Source organism: Bradyrhizobium tropiciagri, from assembly GCF_018130505.1.
GTDB lineage: Bacteria > Pseudomonadota > Alphaproteobacteria > Rhizobiales > Xanthobacteraceae > Bradyrhizobium > Bradyrhizobium tropiciagri_B.
On record NZ_JAFCKH010000008.1, the window covers coordinates 319,459 to 340,207 of the forward strand.

Below are 20,749 nucleotides of genomic sequence, written 5' to 3' on the forward strand. Positions count from 1 at the left end.
AATTGCGGTTTCGGATCAGAGGGAGGGGACGATCAGGACCGATCAACACGTCGCGGATACCAATGCCACACAGTGCTTTCCGGCCTGAACCGCAGCTTGATCTGACGCCGCCATTGGCACAGTATTTGCCTGCAAATCCATCACTTTCGTACCGGCTTTCAGAGTAACGACGCAGAGGCGCATGACACACATCACGGGGACACGATCAGCATGATGCCCAGCCTTCGCTTCGCACCGACGGACAGGAGCTAGCATCGATGCTCGGCTATCTGCTTCGCCGCATCCTCGCCGCCATCCCCGTGATGGGAGTGGTCGCGCTGTTCGTGTTCCTGCTGCTGCGGCTGACGCCCGGCGATCCCGCCGCGATCCTTGCCGGCGACAATGCGACGCCGGAGCAGCTCGATCGCATCAGAGCTTCGCTCGGCCTCAACGAGCCGATCTACATCCAGTTCTACACCTGGATCGTCAAACTGCTGCACGGCGATCTCGGCGTCTCGCTGATCTCCAACAAGCCGATCCTCGAGATGATCGGACCCCGCCTCGAGCCCTCGATCTCGGTCGCGCTCGCCGCCATCATCCTTTCGATCGTGGTCGCGGTGCCGCTCGGCGTGATCGCGGCGTGGAAGCACGGCACCTGGATCGACCGCTTTGTGATGGGCCTCTCTGTGGTCGGCTTCTCAGTGCCGGTGTTCGTGATCGGCTATGTGCTGATCCAGGTCTTCGCGATCGATCTGCGCTGGGTGCCGGTGCAGGGCTTCAAGAGCATCTCGGCCGGCTTCGGTCCGTTCTTCCAGCGCCTGATCCTGCCGACCTGCACGCTGTCCTTCATCTACGTCGCGCTGATCGCGCGCATGACGCGCGCCTCGATGCTCGACGTGCTCGGCGAGGATTACGTCCGCACCGCGCGCGCCAAGGGCATCGGCGAGGCCGGCGTGCTGCTGCGCCACGCGCTGCGCAACGCCGCGGTGCCGGTCATCACCGTGATCGGCTCCGGCTTTGCGCTTTTGATCTCCGGCGTCGTGGTCACCGAAAGCGTGTTCAACCTGCCCGGCATCGGCCGCCTCACCGTCGATGCGGTGCTGGCGCGCGACTATCCGGTGATCCAGGCGATGATCCTCCTGACGTCGGGTATCTATGTCGCGGTCAATCTGTTGATCGACCTCGCCTACACCCTGCTCGATCCTCGTATCCGGTACTGAGCGATGGCGATCGATACCCTTCCCGAATCCTCAATCCCGGTCACCCGGCCGTTCCGGCTGCGGCTCGGCTTCCTGACGGCGACGCCGATCATCGCGGTTGCGACGATTTGCCTCGTCCTCGTCATCCTGATGGCGATCTTCGCCCCGCTGCTGGCGCCGCACGATCCGCTGCTGCTGGCGCCGGCGCAACGGCTGAAGCCGGCGAGCGCGCAGTTCCTGCTCGGCACCGACGCCTTCGGCCGCGATGTGCTGTCGCGCGTCATCTACGGCGCGCGGATCTCACTGGTGATCGGGCTCGGCGCCGCCGTCTGCTCGATCGTCATCGGGCTCTTCATCGGGCTCGTCTCCGGCTTCTTCCGATGGGTCGATGCCGTGATGATGCGGATCATGGACGGCCTGATGGCGATCCCCGCCATCCTACTCGCGATCGCCGTCGTGTCACTGTCGGGCGCCAGCATCTGGACGGTGATGATCGCGATCACCATCCCGGAAATCCCGCGCGTCGCGCGGCTGGTGCGCTCGGTGGTGCTGACCGCGCGCGAGGAACCCTATGTCGAGGCCGCGATCTCGGTCGGCTCCAGCCTGCCCAAGATCATGTGGCGGCATTTGATGCCGAACACGATCGCCCCGCTGATCGTCCAAGGCACCTACGTCTGCGCCTCCGCGATCCTCACCGAGGCGATCCTGTCGTTCCTCGGCGCCGGCATCTCGCCGGAAACCCCGACCTGGGGCAACATCATGGCCGAGGGCCGCGCCTACTTCCAGGTCAAGCCGTCGCTGATCTTCTGGCCGGGACTGTTGCTCTCGATCGCCATCCTCAGCGTCAACCTGATCGGCGACGCCGCGCGCGACGCGCTCGATCCCCGCATGAAGCAGCGTGAGGGCAAGTGACCGCAGCCAATTCGACCAACGTCGTCCTCGACATCAACAACCTCGTCGTCGGCCTCGGCCGCAAAGCGGACGCGCACCGCATCATCGACGACCTCTCGCTGCAGGTACGCGAGGGCGAGACGCTGTGCCTCGTCGGCGAGAGCGGCTCGGGCAAGTCGGTCACCTCGCTGACGGTGATGGGCCTCCTGCAAAAGGGCACGCTGGTGCCGTCGGGCGGCAGCGTCAAACTGGTCGGCGAGGAACTGCTCACCGCGAGCGACCGCCGGCTGCGCCAGTTGCGCGCGACGCGAATGGCGATGATCTTCCAGGAGCCAATGACTGCGCTCAATCCGGTGGTGCATGTCGGCCGCCAGATCGACGAGGTGCTGCGCGCCCATACCGACCTCGACGCCCGCGCGCGCCGCCGCAAGATCCTGGCGATGATGGAGCATGTCCGGCTGCCGGACGTCGAGCGCATCTTCGCCTCCTACCCGCACCGGCTCTCGGGCGGTCAGCGCCAGCGCATCATGATCGCGATGGCACTGGTGCTGGAGCCGAAGCTGCTGATCGCGGACGAGCCGACCACCGCGCTCGACGTCACCACCCAGAAACAGATCCTTACCCTGATCCGCGACCTGCAGCGCGATCACGGCACCGCGGTGCTGTTCATCACCCACGACATGGGTGTCGTCGCCGAGATCGCCGATCGCGTCGCGGTGATGCGCCACGGCCGGCTGGTCGAGAGCGGCCCACTCGACGACGTGCTGCGCCATCCGAAGATGGAATACACCCGTAACCTGCTGTCCTCGGTGCCGAGCCTCGTGCCGCGCGCGCCGCGCGCCGAGACCACCGAGCCGGTGGTGCTGGAGGCCAATGAGCTCGGCAAGGTCTACCGGGAGCGTTCGCTGTTCGGCAAAGCCCGCGAGGTCGCCGCCGCGAGGGACGTCACCATCACCCTGCGCAAGGGCCGCACGCTCGGCATCGTCGGCGAAAGCGGCTCCGGCAAATCGACGGTGGCACGCTGCATCGTCCGCCTGATCGATCCAACCTCGGGCGGCGTGCGCCTCGCCGGCCGCGAAATCTCGGATTTGTCGCGGCGGCTGCTGCAGCCGCACCGCAAGAAGATCCAGATCATCTTCCAGGACCCCTACCGCTCGCTCAATCCGCGCGTGACCGTGGGCGAGAGCATCGCGGAAGGGCCCATCAATTACGGCATGCCGCGCAAGGACGCGCTGGCGCGGGCGCGCGAACTGCTCGAACTCGTCCACCTGCCACCCGACGCCATCTCGCGCTACCCGCACCAATTCTCCGGCGGCCAGCGCCAGCGCATCGCGATCGCGCGCGCGCTGGCGCTCGACCCCGACGTCCTGGTGGCGGACGAAGCCGTGTCTGCGCTCGACGTCTCGGTGCAGGCGCAGGTGCTTGATCTGCTCGACGAAATCCAGAAGCGGCTCGGCATCGCGCTGTTGTTCATCACGCATGATCTGCGCGTCGCCGCGCAGATCTGCGACGACGTCGCCGTGATGCAGCATGGCCGCATCGTGGAACAGGGACCGGCGGCGGAAGTGCTGACCAATCCGCAGCAGGCCTACACCCGCGCGCTGCTGGATGCGGCGCCCGGCCGCGGCTGGGATTTTGCCAATTTCCGTCCGGTTTCCGAAGCGGCGGAGTAACGGCAGCCTTCCATTCTTTTGAGACCTTTGTGGCAAGGGCGTAGGCCTTTAGCCCTAGGCCTTTCGACACGCTCATGCGGCATGCAAATCCGGCAGTGCTCCACGCCTTGCGCTTGGCGCGACGACACGCTTAACGTCGCCGGTCAAGAATGTACCGAGATCAATTGATGACCCGCATTGCCGTCGGCGGCTTCCTGCACGAGACCAATACCTTCGCGCCGGCGAAGGCTACCTACGAAGACTTCGTGCATGGCGGCGGCTGGCCGGCGATGACGCATGGCGCCGGCGTGCTCAAGGTGATGCGCAGGATCAATGCCGGCCTCGCCGGCTTTGTCGAGACCGCGGAAGCCCATGGCTGGGAGCTGGTCCCGACGGTCGCATGCGGCGCGACGCCCTCGGCGCATGTGACGAAGGACGCCTTCGAACACATCGTGACGGAAATGGTCGACGGCATCGCCGCGGCCGGCCCGATCGACGGCGTCTATCTCGACCTGCACGGCGCGATGGTGACCGAACACCTCGACGACGGCGAAGGCGAGATCCTCGCCCGCGTCCGCAAGGCGATCGGCAAGGACGTGCCGCTGGTCGCAAGCCTCGACCTGCATGCCAACGTCTCGCCCGAGATGATCGCCCATGCCGACGCGCTGATCGCCTACCGCACCTATCCGCATGTCGACATGGCCGACACCGGCCGTGCCAGCGCGAGGCACCTTGCCTTGCTGCTCAAGTCCGGCCGGCGCCTCGCAAAGGCGTTCCGCCAGGTGCCCTTCCTGATCCCGATCAGCTGGCAATGCACCAACGACCAGCCGGCCAAGGGCATCTACCAGAAGCTCGCCGCCTTGCAGAGCGAGGCGGTGCCGACGCTTTCCTTCGCGTTCGGCTTCCCGGCCGCCGATTTCAAGGATTGCGGCCCGAGCGTGTTCGCCTATGGCCGAACCCAGGCCGATGCCGATGCAGCCGCCGACGGCATGCTCGCGCTGGTCGAGAGCCATGAAAACGACTTCGACGGCGGCATCTATTCGCCGGACGACGGCATAAGGTACGCGATGGAGCTGGCGCGTTCGGCGACCAGACCGGTCGTGATCGCCGACACCCAGGACAATCCGGGCGCCGGCGGCACCTCCGACACCACGGGCATGCTGCGCGCGCTGGTGCGCAACGGAGCGAGCGGCGCCACCGGCGTGATCTGCGATCCGCAATCGGCCAAGGCCGCCCATGCGGCCGGCGTGGGCGCGACCGTCACGCTCGATCTCGGCGGCAAGTCCGGCATTCCGGGCGACGCGCCCTATCGCGAGAGTTTCCTCGTCGAACAGCTCTCGGACGGAAAGTTCGTTGCGCCGGGTCCGTTCTACGGCGGCCGCGACATGGACATGGGCCTGTCGGCGTGCCTGCGCATCGGCGACGTCCGCGTCGTCGTCGCCTCCTACAAGGCCCAGCTCGCCGACCAGGCGATGTACCGCTATGTCGGCATCGAGCCGACGGCGCAGAAGATCCTGGTCAACAAGAGCTCGGTGCATTTCCGCGCCGATTTCGAACCGATTGCCGAAAAGCTTTTGATCTGCGCCGCGCCCGGCGCGATGCCGGCGGATCCCGCCACCCTGCCCTGGAAGCGTCTGCGGCCGGGCATTCGCGTCAAGCCGAACGGCGCCGCCTTCACACCAACCTCCCCATCACGCACAAACGGATAGGACCCATGCCGACAATCGAGCGCATCGACAGTTTTGCCGACGAACTCACCGCCATCAGGCGGGATTTGCATGCCCATCCCGAGATCGGGTTCGAGGAGGTGCGCACCTCGGGCATCGTCGCCGAGAAGCTGACGAGCTGGGGCATCGAGGTGCATCGCGGCCTCGGCGGCACCGGCGTGGTCGGCGTGCTCAAAGGCAAGGGAAAGAGCACCAGGAAGATCGGCCTGCGCGCCGACATGGACGCGCTGCCGATGGAGGAGAACACCAATCTGAAGTGGCGTTCGACGATTCCCGGCCGCTTCCACGGCTGCGGCCATGACGGCCACACCACGATGCTGCTCGGCTCCGCGCGCTACCTCGCCGAGACCCGCAATTTCGACGGCACCGTGCACTTCATCTTCCAGCCGGCCGAGGAAGGCCTCGGCGGCGCCCGTGCCATGATCAAGGACGGCCTGTTCAAGCAGTTCCCCTGCGACGAGGTCTACGGCCTGCACAACGCGCCCGACCTCAACCATGGCGAGATCGCCATCCTGCCCGGCCCGGCAATGGCCGCGGCCGACTTCTTCGACATCAGGATCCAGGGCTACGGCGCCCATGGCGCGATGCCGGAACGCTCCAAGGACGCGGTGTTGATCGCAATGACGCTCGGACAGGCGCTGCAGTCGATCGTCAGCCGCAACGTCGATCCGCTGCAGGCGGCGGTGCTGTCGATCACCCAGATCCATTCCGGTTCGGCCTACAACGTCATCCCCGGCGAAGCCTGGATGTGCGGCACCGTGCGCTGCTTCTCCGATGAGGTCCGCGCCCTGATCCGCAAGCGCATGCGCGAAATCGCCGCCGGCTTTGCCACCGCGTATGACGCCGAAATCTCGGTCGAGATCCGTGACGGCTTCAGCGTGCTGGTCAATCAGGAAGAACAGTCCCGCGTCGTCGAGGAAGTCGCGCGCACCGTCGTCGATCCGGCCAAGGTGATCACCCGCTCGACGCCGAAGATGGGCAGCGAGGATTTCGCCGACATGATGCAGGCCGTGCCCGGCGCGTATTTCTGGGTCGGTCACGACGGCTCCGTGCCCGTGCACAATCCCGGTTACGTTCTCGACGACAAGATCCTGCCGATCGGCGCCAGCATGTTCGCCCGCATCATCGAGAAACGCCTCCCGGCAGGTGCCCATGCATAAGCCGAAACAGGACGACATCACCTCGCTGCACGATCTCTCCGCCGTCGACCTGCTCGCCGGCTATCGTGCCAAGCAGTTCTCGCCTTCCGAGGTGTTGGAAGAAATCATCACCCAGGTCGCGGCCTGGGAGCCGCATATCAAGGCGCTCTATCTCTACGATCCCGACGGAGCGCGGAAGATCGCGAAGGCCTCGACAGAGCGCTGGCAGCAGGGCGAACCGACCGGCACGCTCGACGGCGTGCCCGCCACCATCAAGGACAATGTCGCGACCAAGGGGCAGCCGGTGCCGCTGGGTGCGGCGAGCGTCAAGCTTACGCCGGCGGAGAAGGATGCGCCGCCGGCTGCACGGCTGCGCGAGGCCGGCTGCGTGATCTTCTCCAAGACCACGATGCCGGATTACGGCATGCTGTCGTCGGGGCTGTCCTCGTTCCATCCGCTCACCCGCAATCCCTGGGATGTCAGCAAGAACCCCGGCGGATCGAGTGCCGGCGCGGGCGCGGCCGGTGCGGCCGGCTACGGCCCGCTGCATCTCGGCACCGATATCGGCGGCTCGGTGCGATTGCCGGCCTGCTGGAACGGTCTCGTCGCGCTGAAGCCGAGCCTCGGGCGCGTTCCGATCGATCCGCCTTACGTCGGCCGCGTCGCCGGCCCGATGACCCGCAGCGTCGACGACGCCGCGCTGATGATGAGCGTGCTGTCGCGTCCCGACCGCCGCGACGGCATGAGCCTGCCCGCGCTCGAGGTCAATTGGAAGGCGCTGGAGAAGTCGCCGCGCAAGCTGCGCATCGGCCTGATGCTCGACGCCGGCTCCGGCCAGAAGGTGGAGAAGGAGGTGCGCGACGTCGTCATCAAGGCGACGAAGGCGTTCGAATCCGCCGGTGCCGTGGTCACCGAGATCGACGGCATCCTGACGCCCGAGATGCTCGCAGGCCTCGATCATTTCTGGCGCGCGCGAACCTGGGACGAACTGTCGAAACTGTCATCGGCCGACCGCGGCAAGACCCTGCCCTACATCCTCAGCTGGGCCGAGGCCGGCGCAAAACTCTCCGGCGTCGACGTGGTGCGCGGCTTCAACCAGACCATGGCGATCCGCGCCGCGGCGGCAAAGCTGTTCTGCGAGGTCGACTACGTGATCTCGCCGGTGTCGCCGGTGGTGAATTTCCCAGCGGAATTCGCCGCGCCGCTTAACGACCCGGCCAAGCCGTTCGAGCACATCTGCTTTACCGTGCCGTGGAATATGTCGGAGAACCCGGCGCTGTCGATCAACGGCGGCTACGACAAGAAGGGCTTTCCGATCGGCATCCAGATCATCGGCCGCCGCTTCGACGACATCGGCGTGCTCGGCATGGGCAAGGCGTTCGAGGCCCTGCGCGGCCCGCAGAAGCCCTGGCCGACGCCGCCGAAGAAGTAGCGCCTCAACGCAAGTCGGATGCGCTGCGCGGAACCGCTCGGCGCATCCGACTTCTTCCCAAGGGATGCATTGCCGGGTTATCTGAATGGAGACGCGCACTGCGCCGTTCATTCAAGAAAACCGAGAGAGGAAATCATCCCCATGGCGTATGAGACGATCAAGTACGAGGTCGACGAGCAGATTCTCACGATCACGCTGAACCGGCCCGACAAGCTCAACGCCTTCAACGCCACGATGCAGCAGGAGCTGATCGACGCGTTCGACAAAGCCGACAAGGACGACGGCGTCAGGGCCATCATCGTGACGGGCGCGGGCCGCGGCTTCTGCGCCGGCGCCGACCTCTCCTCCGGCGCCAACACCTTCGACCGCGACGCGCGGCGTGGCCCGGTCAAGCGCAACGCCGACGGCAGCGTCGACTACTCCGATCCGCAGGTGCGCGACGGCGGCGGCCAGGTGACGCTGCGCATCTTCAAGTGCCTGAAGCCCGTGATTGCCGCGGTGAACGGCCCGGCGGTCGGCATCGGCGTCACCATGCAGCTTGCGATGGACATCCGCATCGCGTCGGAGGCGGCGCGGTTCGGCTTCGTGTTCTCCCAGCGCGGCATCGTGCCCGAGGCCGCCTCGAGCTGGTTCCTGCCGCGCATCGTCGGTATCTCGCAGGCGCTGGAATGGTGCTATTCCGGCCGCGTGTTCCCGGCGCAGGAAGCGCTTGCCGGCCGGCTCGTCAGCAAGGTGGTGCCGCCGGACGATCTGCTGCCGACCGCGCGCGCGCTCGCCAGGGAGTTCGCGGCCAAGACCGCGCCGGTGTCGGTCGCGCTGATCCGCCAGATGATGTGGCGCATGATGGGCGCCGACGATCCGATGGAAGCGCACAAGGTCGACAGCCGCGGCATCTACGCCCGCGGCCGCTCCGACGACGTCAAGGAAGGCGTGGTCTCGTTCCTGGAAAAGCGTCCGGCGGAGTTCAAGAACAAGGTGTCGTCGGACATGCCCGACTATTTCCCGTGGTGGCAAGAGCGCGACTATAAGTGAACGAACGGCGTCAAGCGGCGTCACCATCCGACGGCGTCGTCCTGCTGCACGGCATCAGCAGGACGGCGCGCTCGTTCCGCAGGATGGAGCTGGCGCTCCAAGACGCCGGCTTTGCCACCCTCAATCTCGACTACGACAGCCGGCGCAAGCCGCTCGATGCGCTGGCCGAGGATATTCATCCGGCCATCGACCCGTTCGCGAACGGGCTCGGCGGCTCCATCCATTTCGTCTGTCATTCGATGGGCGGCCTGCTCGCCCGAGCCTATCTCGCCAGGCATCGTCCGCCACGCCTCGGCCGTGTCGTGATGCTGGGCACGCCGAACGGCGGCAGCGAGATCGCCGATCGCCTGAAGGATTTTCGTGCCTATCGCGCCTTGTTCGGTCCGGCAGGACAGCAACTCGGCACGCGGCGCGATCCCGCCACCACAGCGCTACTGCCCGCAATCGATTATTCGCTCGGCATCATCGCCGGCAACCGCTCGATCTATCCGATCACCTCGCTACCGCTGCCGCGGCCGCATGACGGGCGGGTGTCGGTGGCCAACACCAAGCTCGACGGCATGGCCGACCACATCGTGATCCCCGCCTCGCATCCCTGGCTGGTGCGCAACGGCGAGGCGATCGTGCAGACAATCATGTTTTTGCAGGCAGGGACGTTTCGACATTAGCAGGCCGTGGCCCGCCCCCTAAAATGTCGAAAACAACCCCATGCAAAGTAGCAGCCTCGTAGGGTGGGCAAAGCGACGCGTGCCCACCGCTCTTGCACTGCTCGGGATGGTGGGCACGTCGCTATCGCTCCTTTGCCCACCCTACATGCTGCGATGTCCTATCGCGTCAGCAGCGCCACGCGGCCGATGGCCTTGCGGTCGATCAGGAGCCGCATCGCTTTCGCGAAATCCTCCAGCGGCAGGCGGTGTGAGATGTTCGGTCGCACCCTGCCCGCCTCGGCCCATTCGCTCAGCGCCTTGAACCTGACCTCGCCGAGCGCCGGCTCCTTGCGCACCGCCTCGCCGGCGCGAACGCCGAGCACGCTGGCGCCCTTGATCATCAAAAGATTGGTGCGCGCCAGGCCGATGCCGCCGGTGAAGCCGACGACGAGGATGCGCGCGCCCCAGTTGATGCAGCGCATCGAGCTCTCGAACACCTCGCCGCCGACGGGATCGAACACGACGTCGGCGCCGCGGCCGTCGGTCAGGCGCTTGACGGCATCGCGGAACGGCTCGCGCTCATAGAGCACGAGATGATCCGCGCCGCGCGCTTTCGCGATCGTGAGCTTCTCCTCCGATGAGGCCGCCGCAATCACGGTGGCGCCGAGCAGCTTGCCGATCTCGACCGCGGCGAGCCCGACGCCGCCGCCGGCGCCATGCACCAGCAGCACCTCGCCGGGCTTGATCTGCCCGCGGTCGATCAGTGCGTGATACGCCGTGCCGTGTGCGGCAAGGAACGTGGCGCCCTCCGCATAGTCGAAGGTCGACGGCACCGGCACGAGCTGCGATGGCGTCGCCACCGTCTCGTCGCAATAGGCGCCGAACCGCATCTTGACGATCACCTTGTCGCCGACGGCAACGCCGGTCGCCTGATTGACCTCGACAACATCGCCAGCGGCCTCCGAGCCTGGCGTGAACGGCAGCGGCGGCTTGAGCTGGTACTCGCCCGCGGCCATCAGGATGTCAGGAAAGTTGATGCCGGCGGCGCGGATCGCGACGCGCACCTCGCCCGGCTTCAAGGGCGCCGAGGCGAAGTTTTCCAACTGCAGGCGCTCGGGCGGCCCGAGCTCACGGCAAACGACGGCTTTCGGCATCAGGCGGCACTCGCCTTGCTGCGCGTCAGCGCCTCGCGGATCAGCGGCAGGCGGTCATTGCCGAAATACATGTCGGTCTTGCCGACGAAGATGGTCGGCGAGCCGAAGCCGCCGCGCGCCATCACCTCGTCGGTGTTCGCCTTGAGCTGGTCCTTGATCGCCTGGTCGCCGATGCCGGCGAAGAATTTTGCCGGATCGATCCCGACCTTGGCGCAGATCTCGCCGAGCACGGCATCCTGCGAGATGTCCTTGTCATCGCCCCAATAGGCTTCGAACACCGCGCGGGCGAATGGCACCATCCTGTCGTTGCCGAGCCAGATGCAGCCGCGCATCGCCTTGACGCTGTTCACCGGAAACACCGTCGGCGGCATCTTGATCGCAAGCCCGGCCGAGCGGGCCCAGTCGGCGAGATCCTTCTTCATGTAGCGCGCCTTCAGCGGCACCGGCGTCTCGCGCTGGGCATAGACCGACGGATTGACGGTGTTGAAGATGCCGCCGACCAGGATCGGCCGCCAGCTGATCGGAGCGCCGAACTCCTTCGCCAGCGGCTGGATGTTGTGCCAGGCGAGATAGGTCCAGGGACTGGAGCAGTCGAAGAAGAATTCGATCATGGCGTTTCCTTTTGTATCGTTTGCGGTATTGCATCTCCGTCATCCTGAGGAGCGCGAAGCGCGTCTCGAAGGATCGACGGCCACCAGCGGGGCCGTGCATCCTTCGAGGCTCGCAAAGGGCTCGCACCTCAGGATGACGGGACCTACGCCTTTCCACTCAACTCCTTCGCCCTCGCGCCGAACATGATCCTGCGCGTCTCCTCGTTGAACGGCTCCTTGACGAACTTGCCGATCGCAAGGCCCGCCTGCACCTGCGGGCGGGCGCGCACGGTCGCGTACCACCGCTTGATGTGCGGGTAGTCGTCGAGGGTGAAGCCTTGCGCCTTGTGCGTCATGGTCCAGGGGAAGCAGGCGATGTCGGCGATCGAATAGTCCTTGCCCGCGATATAGGCGCCAGTGTTGCCGAGCTGGCGGTCGAGCACGCCGTAGAGCCGCGCCGTCTCGTCGCGGTAGCGCTCGATCGCATAGGGAATCTTCTCGGCCGCATAGAGTGCGAAATGGCCGTGCTGGCCGAGCATCGGCCCGAGGCCGCCCATCTGCCACATCACCCATTGGATGACGGTCGACCGCGCTCGCAACTCCTGCGACAGGAAACGGCCGGCCTTGTCGGCGAGATAGATCAGGATCGCGCCGGTCTCGAACACCGAAAACGGGCCGCCGCCGTCGGCGGGCGCATGGTCGACGATCGCGGGGATCCGGTTGTTCGGGCTGATCGCCAGGAATTCGGGCCGGAACTGCTCGCCGGCGCGGATGTTCACCGGGATCACCGTGTAGGGCAGCCCCAGTTCCTCCAGCATGATCGAGATTTTCCAGCCGTTCGGCGTCGGCGCATAGTGCAGGTCGATCATCGGCGTCCTATTCCCGCTCCCAGAGACTTTTGTTGTTCTGTACGGCGAGCATAGGACATGGCAGACAGGCGCTCAATCCGAACCGACCGGGAGGCTCCCATGCTGTTTCCAACCACGATCGCAGGCTCCCTGCCCAAGCCGGAATGGCTGGCCGAACCGAACGTGCTGTGGGCGCCCTGGAAATCCGAGGGTGCCGAGCTCGTCCGCGCCAAGCGCGACGCCACGATGCTGGCGGTCAAGCTGCAGGAGGACGCCGGCGTCGACATCGTCACCGAGGGCGAGCAGGCGCGCCAGCATTTCGTGCACGGATTCCTGGAGCGGATCGAGGGCATCGATTTCGCCCACAAGGTCGAGATGGGCATCCGCAAGGACCGCTATAAGGCGATGGTGCCGCAGGTGGTCGCACCGCTGCAACTCAAGGGCCGCGTCCACGAGGGCGAGGCCCGCGTTGCGCGCGCCCATACCACGAACAGGCTCAAGTTCACGATGCCAGGCCCGATGACGATCATCGACACCATCGCCGACCAATATTACGGCGACCGGGTCAAGATGGCATTCGCCTTCGCCGAGTTGCTGAACCAGGAGGCCAAGGCGCTGCAGGCCGACGGCGTCGATATGATCCAGTTCGACGAGCCGGCCTTCAACGTCTACATGGACGAGGTCCGCGACTGGGGTATCAAGGCGCTGGAGCGCGCCGCCGAAGGCCTGACCTGCGCCACCGCCGTGCACATCTGCTACGGCTACGGCATCAAGGCCAACACCGACTGGAAGCAAACGCTCGGCGGCGAATGGCGGCAGTACGAGGAGACCTTCCCGGTGATCGACAAGAGCGCGATCCAGCAGGTCGCGATCGAATGCCGCAACTCGAAGGTGCCGCTGGAATTGCTAGCGGCGCTGCCCGGCAAGATCGTGCAGGCCGGCGTGATCGACGTCGCCAGCGACGAGGTCGAGACCGCCGAGGATGTCGTCAAGGTGATCGAGGCCGTGTCGAAATTCGTGCCGAAGAGCAACATCATCGCCACCACCAATTGCGGCATGGCGCCGATGCGGCGGGATATCGCCGAGGCCAAGCTGCTGGCGCTCGGTGCGGGCGCGAAGCTGGCGCGGCAGCGGCTGGCGTAAGAGGCCGCGCTGCCTCTGCTTCACCTCGCCCCGCCTGCGGGGAGAGATCGAAATTCAAGCAACGCTTGAATTTCGGGTGAGGGGGAGCCTCCGCGAACGCAACTGTCCCTTTGTGTGCGGAGAGAGCCCCTCACCCCAGCCCTCTCCCCGTAAGAACGGGGAGAGGGAGAAGGTTACAGCGCGGCACTTGGATGGAGCACCGGCCGGTAGCCGGCGCGGAACGCGCGTACCGTCGATGGCGGTGTCAACAGCATGGCTTGGCTTGACACATCGGCCCGGCTGTAACCGCCGAACGACCAGCGCAGCGTCTTGCCATCAGTGACGAGATAGCTCTCTCCGTCGACCTGCACCATCGTGCCGTCAGGCAGTTCACCGAGCGGCACCGGCAGCGGATGCAGCCGCTTGCTGCCACGGTCGAGCCGCTCCGCGTGCAGCACCGCATCCATTGCCTTGACCTTCGCATCGCTCACGCCGTTGCCCTGCTCCCAAGCGGCGCGAAAACGCTTTGCATCCTCGCGGCGGCAGTAGAAGCACGGCCGGTGACCGGCGGCGAAGGCAGTGGCTTCGTCGAGGAAGAACAACTCGGTCCAGCTCTGCCGGCTCATCACCATGCGCCGTCGTCCCCTGAACTCGCAGACGCAGGTGAGCCAGGCCGGCGACGACCAACGCTTCTTCAACAGCGTCCGCGTCGCGGAATCATGGATGATGCCGCGATTGCCGGTGAAGGTGCCGCGATGGTCGGTGGCGACGATGTCGCCTGTCGGGGTGACGCGGTTCTGCAGGGGCATCTTTTCTTCTCCTTCTCCCCGCTTGCGGGGAGAAGGTCGGGATGAGGGGGGCGTTCCGCAAGGCCGGTCGGAATTGGACTCGTGGTGAGTCCCCCTCACCCGGATCGCATTCCGCTTCGCTGCATGCAATCCGACCTCTCCCCGCAAGCGGGGCGAGGTGACTCCTACGCCGCCCCGTCGCGGATTGGCGGCTGGAACGACAGCGCGGTGTCCCACGGGAAGTAGATCCAGGTGTCCTGCGACACCTCGGTGATGTAGGTGTCGACCAGCGGGCGTCCCTTGGGCTTGGCATAGACAGTCGCGAAATGTGCGTCGGGCAGCAACTCGCGCACCAGCTTGCCGGTCTTGCCGGTGTCGACAAGGTCGTCGACGATCAGAAGACCCTTGCCTGTGCCGCCGCCGAGTTTTGCAGTTTGCTCCGAAATGCCCTTGAGCACTTTGAGATCGCCCTGCTTGTCATGGTCGTAACTGGCGACGCAGACGGTATCGATGACCCGCAAGCCAAGCTCACGCGCCACGATCGCCGCCGGCACCAGCCCACCGCGGGTGATCGCGATGACCGCATGAAACGGCCCGACCTCGTTGAGCCGCCAGGTCAGCGCCCGGCAATCGCGATGGAATTGATCCCACGAGACCGGGAACGGCCGGCCGGCGCGCTCCTGTGCAATCTGATCGGAGGGCTTGTCAGCCATATCAACCCACCGCCGGCTTCTTCTGCGCAGCCTGCACCTGCTTCAGCATCTCCTTCACCGCGCCCATCGCGGCCGCGAGCTTCTCCGGATCGCGCGAGCGCACCACGAGGTTGGTGTTCGGCTTCTGGTTCTCGTCCTGGAACGGATAGCTGCCGATGATGGTGTCCGGATGCGCCTCGGCGATCGCCCGCAGCGGACCGCCGATGTCGCCCTCGCGCGCGTCGGCGCGCACCGAGTCGGACAGCATCCGCACGCCGGACTTCAGCGTCGGCGCCACGATGTCCATCATGGCCTGCATGATGGTGGGGATGCCGGCCATCACGATGACATTGCCGAGCTTGAAGCCGGGCGCCAGGATGGTCGCGCTCTGGATCAGCTCGGCGCCGTCGGGCACGCGGGCCATCCGCAGCCGCGCCTCGTTGAGATCCTGCTCGCTCCAGCGCTCCCTGAACCGGGCCACCACGTCGGGGTGATGGTGGATCTCGACCCCGAACGCCTTCGCGACGCTGTCGGCGGTGATGTCGTCATGGGTCGGCCCGATGCCGCCGGTGGTGAACACGTAGGTGTAGCGATGCCGCAGCGCATCAAGGGCGGCGATGATGTCGGCCTCCTCGTCGGAGACGACACGCACTTCCTTCAGGTCGATCCCGATATTGGTCAGGTATTCGGCGATGAAGCCGATATTCTTGTCCTTGGTCCGGCCGGACAGGATCTCGTCGCCGATCACCAGAAGCCCAGCCGTGACGATCTCGCTCATGGTCTCATTCCCTAACTTGATCCCCTGACATTGCCGGTCCAATGCCTTGATGTCACGGGGTTTTGCCGTCGAATTAAGCAGACCTCAGCCGGTTTTTCGGGCAGCTGCCAGATCACCCTTAGCAAAAGCCGACAGCCAATGCATATCGCGCTGGCCCGGCCCTTGCTACCATCCCATCAAGTCATGCACTGTGTGGTGCGGCTTGGGAGGGCAGTCGGGCTTTATGGCAGCAGCGTTCGATGAGATGAACGGCCTCGGGGGCGATCTCCGTCCGGCCTACCAGGAGCTCTCCCGCTGGCTCAAGGAGACGCCGCCGGATGCCCTCGAATATCGCCGCCAGGAGGCGGAGCTGCTGTTCCGTCGGATCGGCATCACCTTCGCGGTCTATGGCGATGCCGAAGCCACCGAACGGCTGATCCCCTTCGACGTCATCCCGCGCATCATGTCGGCCAACGAATGGACGCTACTGGAGAAGGGCCTGAAGCAGCGCGTGCTCGCGCTCAACATGTTCCTCAAGGACATCTATCACGGCCGCGACATCCTGCGCGCCAACATCATCCCGGAGGACCTGATCTTCCAGAACCCGGTGTTCCGCCCGGAGATGAACGGCCAGGACGTGCCGCACGACATCTACGTCCACATCGCCGGCATCGACATCATCCGCACCGATCCGGACAATTTCATCGTGCTGGAGGACAATGCGCGGACGCCATCCGGCGTGTCCTACATGCTGGAAAACCGCGAGATCATGATGCGGCTGTTTCCGGACCTGTTCGCCCGCCACCGCGTCGCGCCGGTGGAGCGCTATCCGGACGAGTTGCTCTCCGCGCTGCGCTCGGTGGCGCCGCACAGCGCCGCGGCCGAGCCAACGGTCGCGCTGATGACGCCGGGCGTCTACAACTCGGCCTATTACGAGCACTCGTTCCTGGCCGACAAGCTCGGCATCGAGCTCGTCGAGGGGCGCGACCTCGTCGTCAAGAACGACGAGGTGTTCATGCGCACCACCGAAGGGCTGAAGCGGGTCGACGTGATCTACCGCCGCGTTGACGACGACTTCCTCGATCCCCTCACCTTCCGGCCGGATTCCGCACTCGGCGTGCCCGGGCTGATGTCGGCCTATGCGGCCGGCAACATCACGCTCGCCAATGCGGTCGGCACCGGAATCGCCGATGACAAGGCGATCTACTCCTACATGCCCGACATCGTGAAGTTCTACCTCAGCGAGGAGCCGATCCTGAAGAACGTGCAGACCTGGCGCTGCCGCGAGCCACAGGACCTTTCCTACGTGCTCGACAACCTCGCCGACCTCGTCGTCAAGGAGGTCCACGGCTCCGGCGGCTACGGCATGCTGATCGGCCCGGCCGCCACCAAGGCGACCATCGAGGCGTTCCGCGACAAGCTGAAGCGCGAGCCGGAAGGCTTCATCGCGCAGCCGACGCTGGCACTCTCGACCTGCCCGACCTGCACCGACAAGGGGCTGGCGCCGCGCCATGTCGACCTCCGCCCGTTCGTGCTGACCGGCAGCGAGCGCACCACGATCGTGCCCGGCGGCCTCACGCGCGTGGCGCTGAAGGAAGGTTCGCTCGTGGTCAATTCCAGCCAGGGCGGCGGCACCAAGGACACCTGGATACTGAGCGAGTAATCGAGAGCATGCTGTCGCGCACCGCCGAAAACCTGTTCTGGCTGGCCCGCTATGTCGAACGCGCCGAATATCTGGCTCGCACCATCGACGCGACGCTGCGCGTCACCGCGCTGCCGGCGGCCTATGTCGGCAAGACCAATGAATGGGACTCCGCCCTGCTGACCGCCGGCGTCGGCGCCAGCTTCTACGACCACTACGAGGAAGCCAACGAGCGCAACGTCATCGAATATCTGTCGTTCTCCGACGAGAATCCCTCCTCGATCAGGAACTGCATCGAGGCCGCGCGGCTCAACTCCCGCTCGGTGCGGACAGCGCTGACCTCGGAGATGTGGGACACCATCAACTCGGCCTGGATCGAGTTGCAGGCGGTGTGGAGCAAGGGCACCGGCAACCGCGAGGAATTGGCAAAATTCCTGCGCTTCGTGCAGGAGACCTCGCTGCGCTTCGACGGCTCGGCCTACCGGACCATGCTGCGCAACGACGCTTACTGGTTCTCGCGGCTCGGGGTGCATCTCGAGCGCGCCGACAACACCGCACGGATTCTCGACGTGAAGTATCACGTGCTGTTGCCCGAGGAGGAGCATGTCGGCGGCCCGCTGGATTACTACCAGTGGACCTCGATCCTGCGCTCGGTGTCGGCCACCACGGCCTATCACTGGGTTTACCGCGAGACCCTGAAACCCTGGCTGATCGCCGACCTCCTGATCCTCAACGACACGCTGCCGCGGTCGCTGGCGAGCTGCTACAGCAATCTGGTGCGCAATCTGGACCAGATCGGCGTCGCCTATGGCCGCCAGGGCGCCTCCCAGCGCCACGCCCGCGGCATCAGGAACCGGCTCGAGCACAGCCATATGGACGACATCTTCCAGCGCGGGGTGCATGAATTCATCCAGGAATTCATCACGGACAACTCACGGCTGGGCGAGATCATCACCAAGCAGTACCTGATTTGATCCATCCACGTCTTGCTTTCGCCGGCGATTGGGACGAAAGACGTGGACGCCCGGGGCATCCGGCACGAAGACGCGCTTCGCGCTTTTGCCCGGGCAAGACGATCCCAAAAGCGGTTGATCGACCATGCGCCTGCGGATTGCCCATACCACCACCTATCGCTACGAGCCGGCGGCCTCGGGCGTGATCCAGATTCTGCGGATGACGCCGGGCAGCCATGACGGCCAGTATGTCGCCGAGTGGCAGATCGACGTCTCGACCGATTCCAAGCTGGACACGCACGAGGACGCGTTCGGCAACGTCACTCACGTGCTGACGCATGGGTCGATCGCCGACCTCACCATCCATTGCGAGGGCCTGGTCGAGACCCAGGACACCGGCGGCGTGCTGCGCGGCAGCGACGAGCGCTTTCCGCCGAGCCTATTCCTGCGCACGACAGCGCTGACCGACCTCAACCCGGCGATGACGACGTTGGTGCGCGAGCTGCGCTCGGAGGCCGGCAGCGACGTGCTCGGTTTCCTGCACGCGCTGATGGTGCGGATCTACGAGCACATGACCTTCGACGAGGACCCGACCAGCAGCACGACCTCGGCCTCCGAGGCGTTCGCGCTGAAGCGCGGCGTCTGCCAGGACTACGCGCACATCTTCATCGCCTGCGCGCGCGCCGGCGGCGTACCGGCGCGGTTCGTCTCCGGCCATTTCCTGCGCTCCGACGGGATGGTCAACCAGCAGGCCGGTCATGCCTGGGCCGAGGCGTTCGTGGCCGATCTCGGCTGGATCGGCTTCGATGCCGCCAACGGCATCTGCACCACCGATGCCCACGCCCGCGTCGCGATCGGCCTCGACTATCTCGGCGCAGCTCCGGTCCGCGGCACCCGCTATGGCGGCGGTACCGAGACGCTGACCGTCGCCGTGAAAGTCGATCAGGCCGGCCGCCCCGGGCAATGGCAGAGCCAGACGCAGTCCTAGGCTGCTCTCGCGCTCGCGTTGTCGTGTTCAAGGCGGCCTCTTGGCACACGCGGGAATCCTTAGCCCTCCACAATCGGCGGCCAAGGTGCGGACGCTGCGCAACTGCGCCCGATTGAAGAGAGTGTAACCCATGGACCGCCGTCTTTTTCTTGCAACCACCCTGTTCACACTGGCGCGCATCCCGCATGCCACAGCAGCCGAGCGCTGGCAGACGCTGCCAGCAACACCGGCGCCGATCGCGGGGCGCAGCGCGCGCGCCGAGGTCGACGGGATCAGTCTGTTCCATGTCGAGACCGGTGAGGGCAGCCCGGTTGTGTTTCTCCATGGCGGGCTTTCCAATTCCGATTACTTCGGCCTGCAGGTGCCGGAGGTCGCGCGCCGGCATCGCGTGATTTGCGTCGACAGCCGTGGCCATGGCCGCAGCACGCGCAACACCCAGCCGTTCGGCTATGATCTGATGACTGACGATGTCGTGGCCCTGCTCGATCATCTGCAGATTCCGCGTGCGGCGATCGTCGGCTGGAGCGACGGCGCCATCATCGGCCTCGACATGGCGATGCGCCATCCCGATCGGGTCAGCCGCGTGTTCGCGTTCGGCGCCAACACCCAGACGTCGGGCCTGAAGCCCGACATCGACAAGAACCCGACCTTCGCGCAGTTCATCGCGCGCGCAAGGACCGAGTATGAGCGGCTCTCGCCGACGCCGGGCGAATATGACCAGTTCCTGCAGCAGATCGAGAAAATGTGGGAGACCCAGCCGAACTGGACCGACGAGCAGCTGCGCGCGATCCGCGCCCCGGTGCTGATCGCCGACGGCCAGCATGACGAGGGCATCAAGCGCGAGCATACCGAATACATGGCGGCGACCATTCCGGGCGCCGGCCTGCTCATCCTGCCCAACGCCAGCCACTTCGCGTTCCTGCAGGATCCTGCGCTGTTCAATGCGGCGCTGCTGGATTTCCTGGAGTCCTGAGCGGAGCCGATGGCGCCATCAAGATTCTGCTATGAACTTTGTTGATTCAAACCGGTGCAATGAGAGAAGCCATGGCAACAGTCAAACTGCTCGCAGACGACGAACTTTCGCCAGACGCGCGCGCCGTCTTCGACGACATCCGCAACACGCGCAAGTCGGACTTCGTCAACAATTTCTGGCGCGCGCTGGCGCATGATCCGAAGACGCTGCGCCGGACCTGGGAGAGCATCAAGGAAGTGATGGCGCCGGGCACGCTCGATCCCAAGGTCAAGGAAATGCTCTATGTCGCGGTCTCGGTGGCCCATGGCTGCAGCTACTGCATCCATTCGCACACCGCGAGCGCCCGCGCCAAGGGCATGACCGACGCCGAGTATCAGGAAATGCTGGCGATCGTCGGCATGGCCGCGGAGACCAACCGGCTGGTCACCGCGCTCGGCGTGCCCGTGGACGAGGCGTTCCTGGTCGATGCAACGCCCGGGCGGGCTCAGGAGACGAGACGGATGCGTAGGATGGGTAGAGCGCAGCGAAACCCATCATGACGCGG

At 65.6% G+C, this 20,749-nt stretch carries 20 protein-coding genes; 14 read left to right on the plus strand and 6 right to left on the minus strand.

Translation table 11 applies throughout. The annotated features are described in order from the left end of the window. Positions 1-257: 257 nt before the first annotated feature. The 8 genes from JQ633_RS22025 (at position 258) to JQ633_RS22060 (ending at position 9,719) form a co-directional block, all read left to right on the plus strand. A complete protein-coding gene (locus JQ633_RS22025) occupies positions 258-1,199 on the plus strand; it encodes an ABC transporter permease (protein ID WP_211987159.1) in 942 nt (313 codons plus the stop codon). 3 nt (positions 1,200-1,202) lie between these two features. Beyond that, the gene (locus JQ633_RS22030) at positions 1,203-2,090 is read left to right on the plus strand and encodes an ABC transporter permease (RefSeq protein WP_211987160.1); all 888 of its coding nucleotides are present in this window, start codon (positions 1,203-1,205) and stop codon (positions 2,088-2,090) included. Beyond that, positions 2,087-3,742, plus strand: coding sequence for an ABC transporter ATP-binding protein (locus JQ633_RS22035; RefSeq protein ID WP_211987161.1), 1,656 nt, complete (start codon positions 2,087-2,089; stop codon positions 3,740-3,742). The genes JQ633_RS22030 and JQ633_RS22035 overlap by 4 nt, the downstream gene beginning before the upstream one ends. A 167-nt stretch (positions 3,743-3,909) precedes the next feature. Then, on the plus strand, positions 3,910-5,430 hold the full coding sequence (locus tag JQ633_RS22040; RefSeq protein WP_211987162.1) for a M81 family metallopeptidase: 1,521 nt from the start codon (positions 3,910-3,912) through the stop codon (positions 5,428-5,430). Between the two features lie 5 nt (positions 5,431-5,435). After that, a complete protein-coding gene (locus JQ633_RS22045; RefSeq protein WP_211987163.1) occupies positions 5,436-6,608 on the plus strand; it encodes a M20 aminoacylase family protein in 1,173 nt (390 codons plus the stop codon). After that, positions 6,601-8,019: an amidase gene (locus JQ633_RS22050; protein WP_211987164.1), complete on the plus strand. Its 1,419-nt coding sequence runs from the start codon at positions 6,601-6,603 to the stop codon at positions 8,017-8,019. The genes JQ633_RS22045 and JQ633_RS22050 overlap by 8 nt, the downstream gene beginning before the upstream one ends. Before the next feature lie 141 nt (positions 8,020-8,160). Further along, positions 8,161-9,051 (plus strand): crotonase/enoyl-CoA hydratase family protein, encoded by an 891-nt coding sequence (locus JQ633_RS22055; RefSeq protein ID WP_211987165.1) that lies wholly within the window; start codon positions 8,161-8,163, stop codon positions 9,049-9,051. Then, complete coding sequence (locus JQ633_RS22060) at positions 9,048-9,719, plus strand: alpha/beta fold hydrolase (protein WP_211987166.1); 672 nt, start codon at positions 9,048-9,050, stop codon at positions 9,717-9,719. Before JQ633_RS22055 ends, JQ633_RS22060 begins: the two co-directional genes overlap by 4 nt. Positions 9,720-9,877: 158 nt before the next feature. On the opposite strand, the gene JQ633_RS22065 is transcribed toward JQ633_RS22060, so the two are convergent. The 3 genes from JQ633_RS22065 to JQ633_RS22075 all read right to left on the minus strand — a co-directional run bounded on the left by JQ633_RS22065 (position 9,878) and on the right by JQ633_RS22075 (position 12,311). Further along, entirely contained in the window at positions 9,878-10,852 is a 975-nt protein-coding gene (locus JQ633_RS22065) for an NADPH:quinone oxidoreductase family protein (protein ID WP_211987167.1), read from the minus strand. Continuing rightward, positions 10,852-11,463, minus strand: a complete 612-nt coding sequence (locus JQ633_RS22070) for a 2-hydroxychromene-2-carboxylate isomerase (protein ID WP_211987168.1) — start codon at positions 11,461-11,463, stop codon at positions 10,852-10,854. Before JQ633_RS22070 ends, JQ633_RS22065 begins: the two co-directional genes overlap by 1 nt. Positions 11,464-11,606: 143 nt before the next feature. Further along, positions 11,607-12,311, minus strand: a complete 705-nt coding sequence (locus tag JQ633_RS22075) for a glutathione binding-like protein (protein ID WP_211987169.1) — start codon at positions 12,309-12,311, stop codon at positions 11,607-11,609. A 99-nt stretch (positions 12,312-12,410) separates the two neighbouring features. Here JQ633_RS22075 and JQ633_RS22080 point away from each other — a divergent pair, with 99 nt between their 5' ends. Beyond that, the gene (locus tag JQ633_RS22080; RefSeq protein WP_211987170.1) at positions 12,411-13,433 is read left to right on the plus strand and encodes a methionine synthase; all 1,023 of its coding nucleotides are present in this window, start codon (positions 12,411-12,413) and stop codon (positions 13,431-13,433) included. A gap of 173 nt (positions 13,434-13,606) precedes the next feature. Here JQ633_RS22080 and JQ633_RS22085 read toward each other — a convergent pair whose 3' ends face one another. The 3 genes from JQ633_RS22085 to JQ633_RS22095 all read right to left on the minus strand — a co-directional run bounded on the left by JQ633_RS22085 (position 13,607) and on the right by JQ633_RS22095 (position 15,670). Further along, positions 13,607-14,221: a hypothetical protein gene (locus JQ633_RS22085; RefSeq protein WP_211987171.1), complete on the minus strand. Its 615-nt coding sequence runs from the start codon at positions 14,219-14,221 to the stop codon at positions 13,607-13,609. A gap of 164 nt (positions 14,222-14,385) precedes the next feature. Continuing rightward, positions 14,386-14,913, minus strand: a complete 528-nt coding sequence (gene gpt / locus JQ633_RS22090) for a xanthine phosphoribosyltransferase (protein WP_211987172.1) — start codon at positions 14,911-14,913, stop codon at positions 14,386-14,388. Between the two features lies 1 nt (position 14,914). Next, entirely contained in the window at positions 14,915-15,670 is a 756-nt protein-coding gene (locus JQ633_RS22095; RefSeq protein WP_211987173.1) for a competence/damage-inducible protein A, read from the minus strand. 223 nt (positions 15,671-15,893) lie between these two features. Here JQ633_RS22095 and JQ633_RS22100 point away from each other — a divergent pair, with 223 nt between their 5' ends. From JQ633_RS22100 to JQ633_RS22120, 5 genes are all read left to right on the plus strand, one after another. After that, the gene (locus tag JQ633_RS22100) at positions 15,894-17,312 is read left to right on the plus strand and encodes a circularly permuted type 2 ATP-grasp protein (protein WP_211987174.1); all 1,419 of its coding nucleotides are present in this window, start codon (positions 15,894-15,896) and stop codon (positions 17,310-17,312) included. A gap of 8 nt (positions 17,313-17,320) precedes the next feature. Next, entirely contained in the window at positions 17,321-18,265 is a 945-nt protein-coding gene (locus tag JQ633_RS22105) for an alpha-E domain-containing protein (RefSeq protein ID WP_211987175.1), read from the plus strand. A gap of 124 nt (positions 18,266-18,389) precedes the next feature. Next, the gene (locus JQ633_RS22110) at positions 18,390-19,232 is read left to right on the plus strand and encodes a transglutaminase family protein (RefSeq protein ID WP_211987176.1); all 843 of its coding nucleotides are present in this window, start codon (positions 18,390-18,392) and stop codon (positions 19,230-19,232) included. 130 nt (positions 19,233-19,362) lie between these two features. After that, positions 19,363-20,205 carry an alpha/beta fold hydrolase gene (locus tag JQ633_RS22115; RefSeq protein ID WP_211987177.1) on the plus strand — a complete coding sequence of 281 codons (843 nt, stop codon included), beginning with the start codon at positions 19,363-19,365 and terminating at the stop codon, positions 20,203-20,205. A 71-nt stretch (positions 20,206-20,276) separates the two neighbouring features. Further along, positions 20,277-20,744: a carboxymuconolactone decarboxylase family protein gene (locus JQ633_RS22120; RefSeq protein WP_211987178.1), complete on the plus strand. Its 468-nt coding sequence runs from the start codon at positions 20,277-20,279 to the stop codon at positions 20,742-20,744. Positions 20,745-20,749 lie beyond the last annotated feature (5 nt).

What these genes read in the sequence shown, in the direction of transcription:
- JQ633_RS22025 (WP_211987159.1), top strand. Translation starts at nt 258, where the DNA reads ATGCTCGGCTATCTGCTTCGCCGCATCCTCGCCGCCATCCCCGTGATG.
- JQ633_RS22030 (WP_211987160.1), top strand. Translation starts at nt 1,203, where the DNA reads ATGGCGATCGATACCCTTCCCGAATCCTCAATCCCGGTCACCCGGCCG.
- JQ633_RS22040 (WP_211987162.1), top strand. Translation starts at nt 3,910, where the DNA reads ATGACCCGCATTGCCGTCGGCGGCTTCCTGCACGAGACCAATACCTTC.
- JQ633_RS22045 (WP_211987163.1), top strand. Translation starts at nt 5,436, where the DNA reads ATGCCGACAATCGAGCGCATCGACAGTTTTGCCGACGAACTCACCGCC.
- JQ633_RS22050 (WP_211987164.1), top strand. Translation starts at nt 6,601, where the DNA reads ATGCATAAGCCGAAACAGGACGACATCACCTCGCTGCACGATCTCTCC.
- JQ633_RS22055 (WP_211987165.1), top strand. Translation starts at nt 8,161, where the DNA reads ATGGCGTATGAGACGATCAAGTACGAGGTCGACGAGCAGATTCTCACG.
- JQ633_RS22065 (WP_211987167.1), bottom strand. Translation starts at nt 10,852, where the DNA reads ATGCCGAAAGCCGTCGTTTGCCGTGAGCTCGGGCCGCCCGAGCGCCTG.
- JQ633_RS22070 (WP_211987168.1), bottom strand. Translation starts at nt 11,463, where the DNA reads ATGATCGAATTCTTCTTCGACTGCTCCAGTCCCTGGACCTATCTCGCC.
- JQ633_RS22075 (WP_211987169.1), bottom strand. Translation starts at nt 12,311, where the DNA reads ATGATCGACCTGCACTATGCGCCGACGCCGAACGGCTGGAAAATCTCG.
- JQ633_RS22080 (WP_211987170.1), top strand. Translation starts at nt 12,411, where the DNA reads ATGCTGTTTCCAACCACGATCGCAGGCTCCCTGCCCAAGCCGGAATGG.
- JQ633_RS22085 (WP_211987171.1), bottom strand. Translation starts at nt 14,221, where the DNA reads ATGCCCCTGCAGAACCGCGTCACCCCGACAGGCGACATCGTCGCCACC.
- gpt (WP_211987172.1), bottom strand. Translation starts at nt 14,913, where the DNA reads ATGGCTGACAAGCCCTCCGATCAGATTGCACAGGAGCGCGCCGGCCGG.
- JQ633_RS22095 (WP_211987173.1), bottom strand. Translation starts at nt 15,670, where the DNA reads ATGAGCGAGATCGTCACGGCTGGGCTTCTGGTGATCGGCGACGAGATC.
- JQ633_RS22100 (WP_211987174.1), top strand. Translation starts at nt 15,894, where the DNA reads ATGGCAGCAGCGTTCGATGAGATGAACGGCCTCGGGGGCGATCTCCGT.
- JQ633_RS22105 (WP_211987175.1), top strand. Translation starts at nt 17,321, where the DNA reads ATGCTGTCGCGCACCGCCGAAAACCTGTTCTGGCTGGCCCGCTATGTC.
- JQ633_RS22110 (WP_211987176.1), top strand. Translation starts at nt 18,390, where the DNA reads ATGCGCCTGCGGATTGCCCATACCACCACCTATCGCTACGAGCCGGCG.
- JQ633_RS22115 (WP_211987177.1), top strand. Translation starts at nt 19,363, where the DNA reads ATGGACCGCCGTCTTTTTCTTGCAACCACCCTGTTCACACTGGCGCGC.
- JQ633_RS22120 (WP_211987178.1), top strand. Translation starts at nt 20,277, where the DNA reads ATGGCAACAGTCAAACTGCTCGCAGACGACGAACTTTCGCCAGACGCG.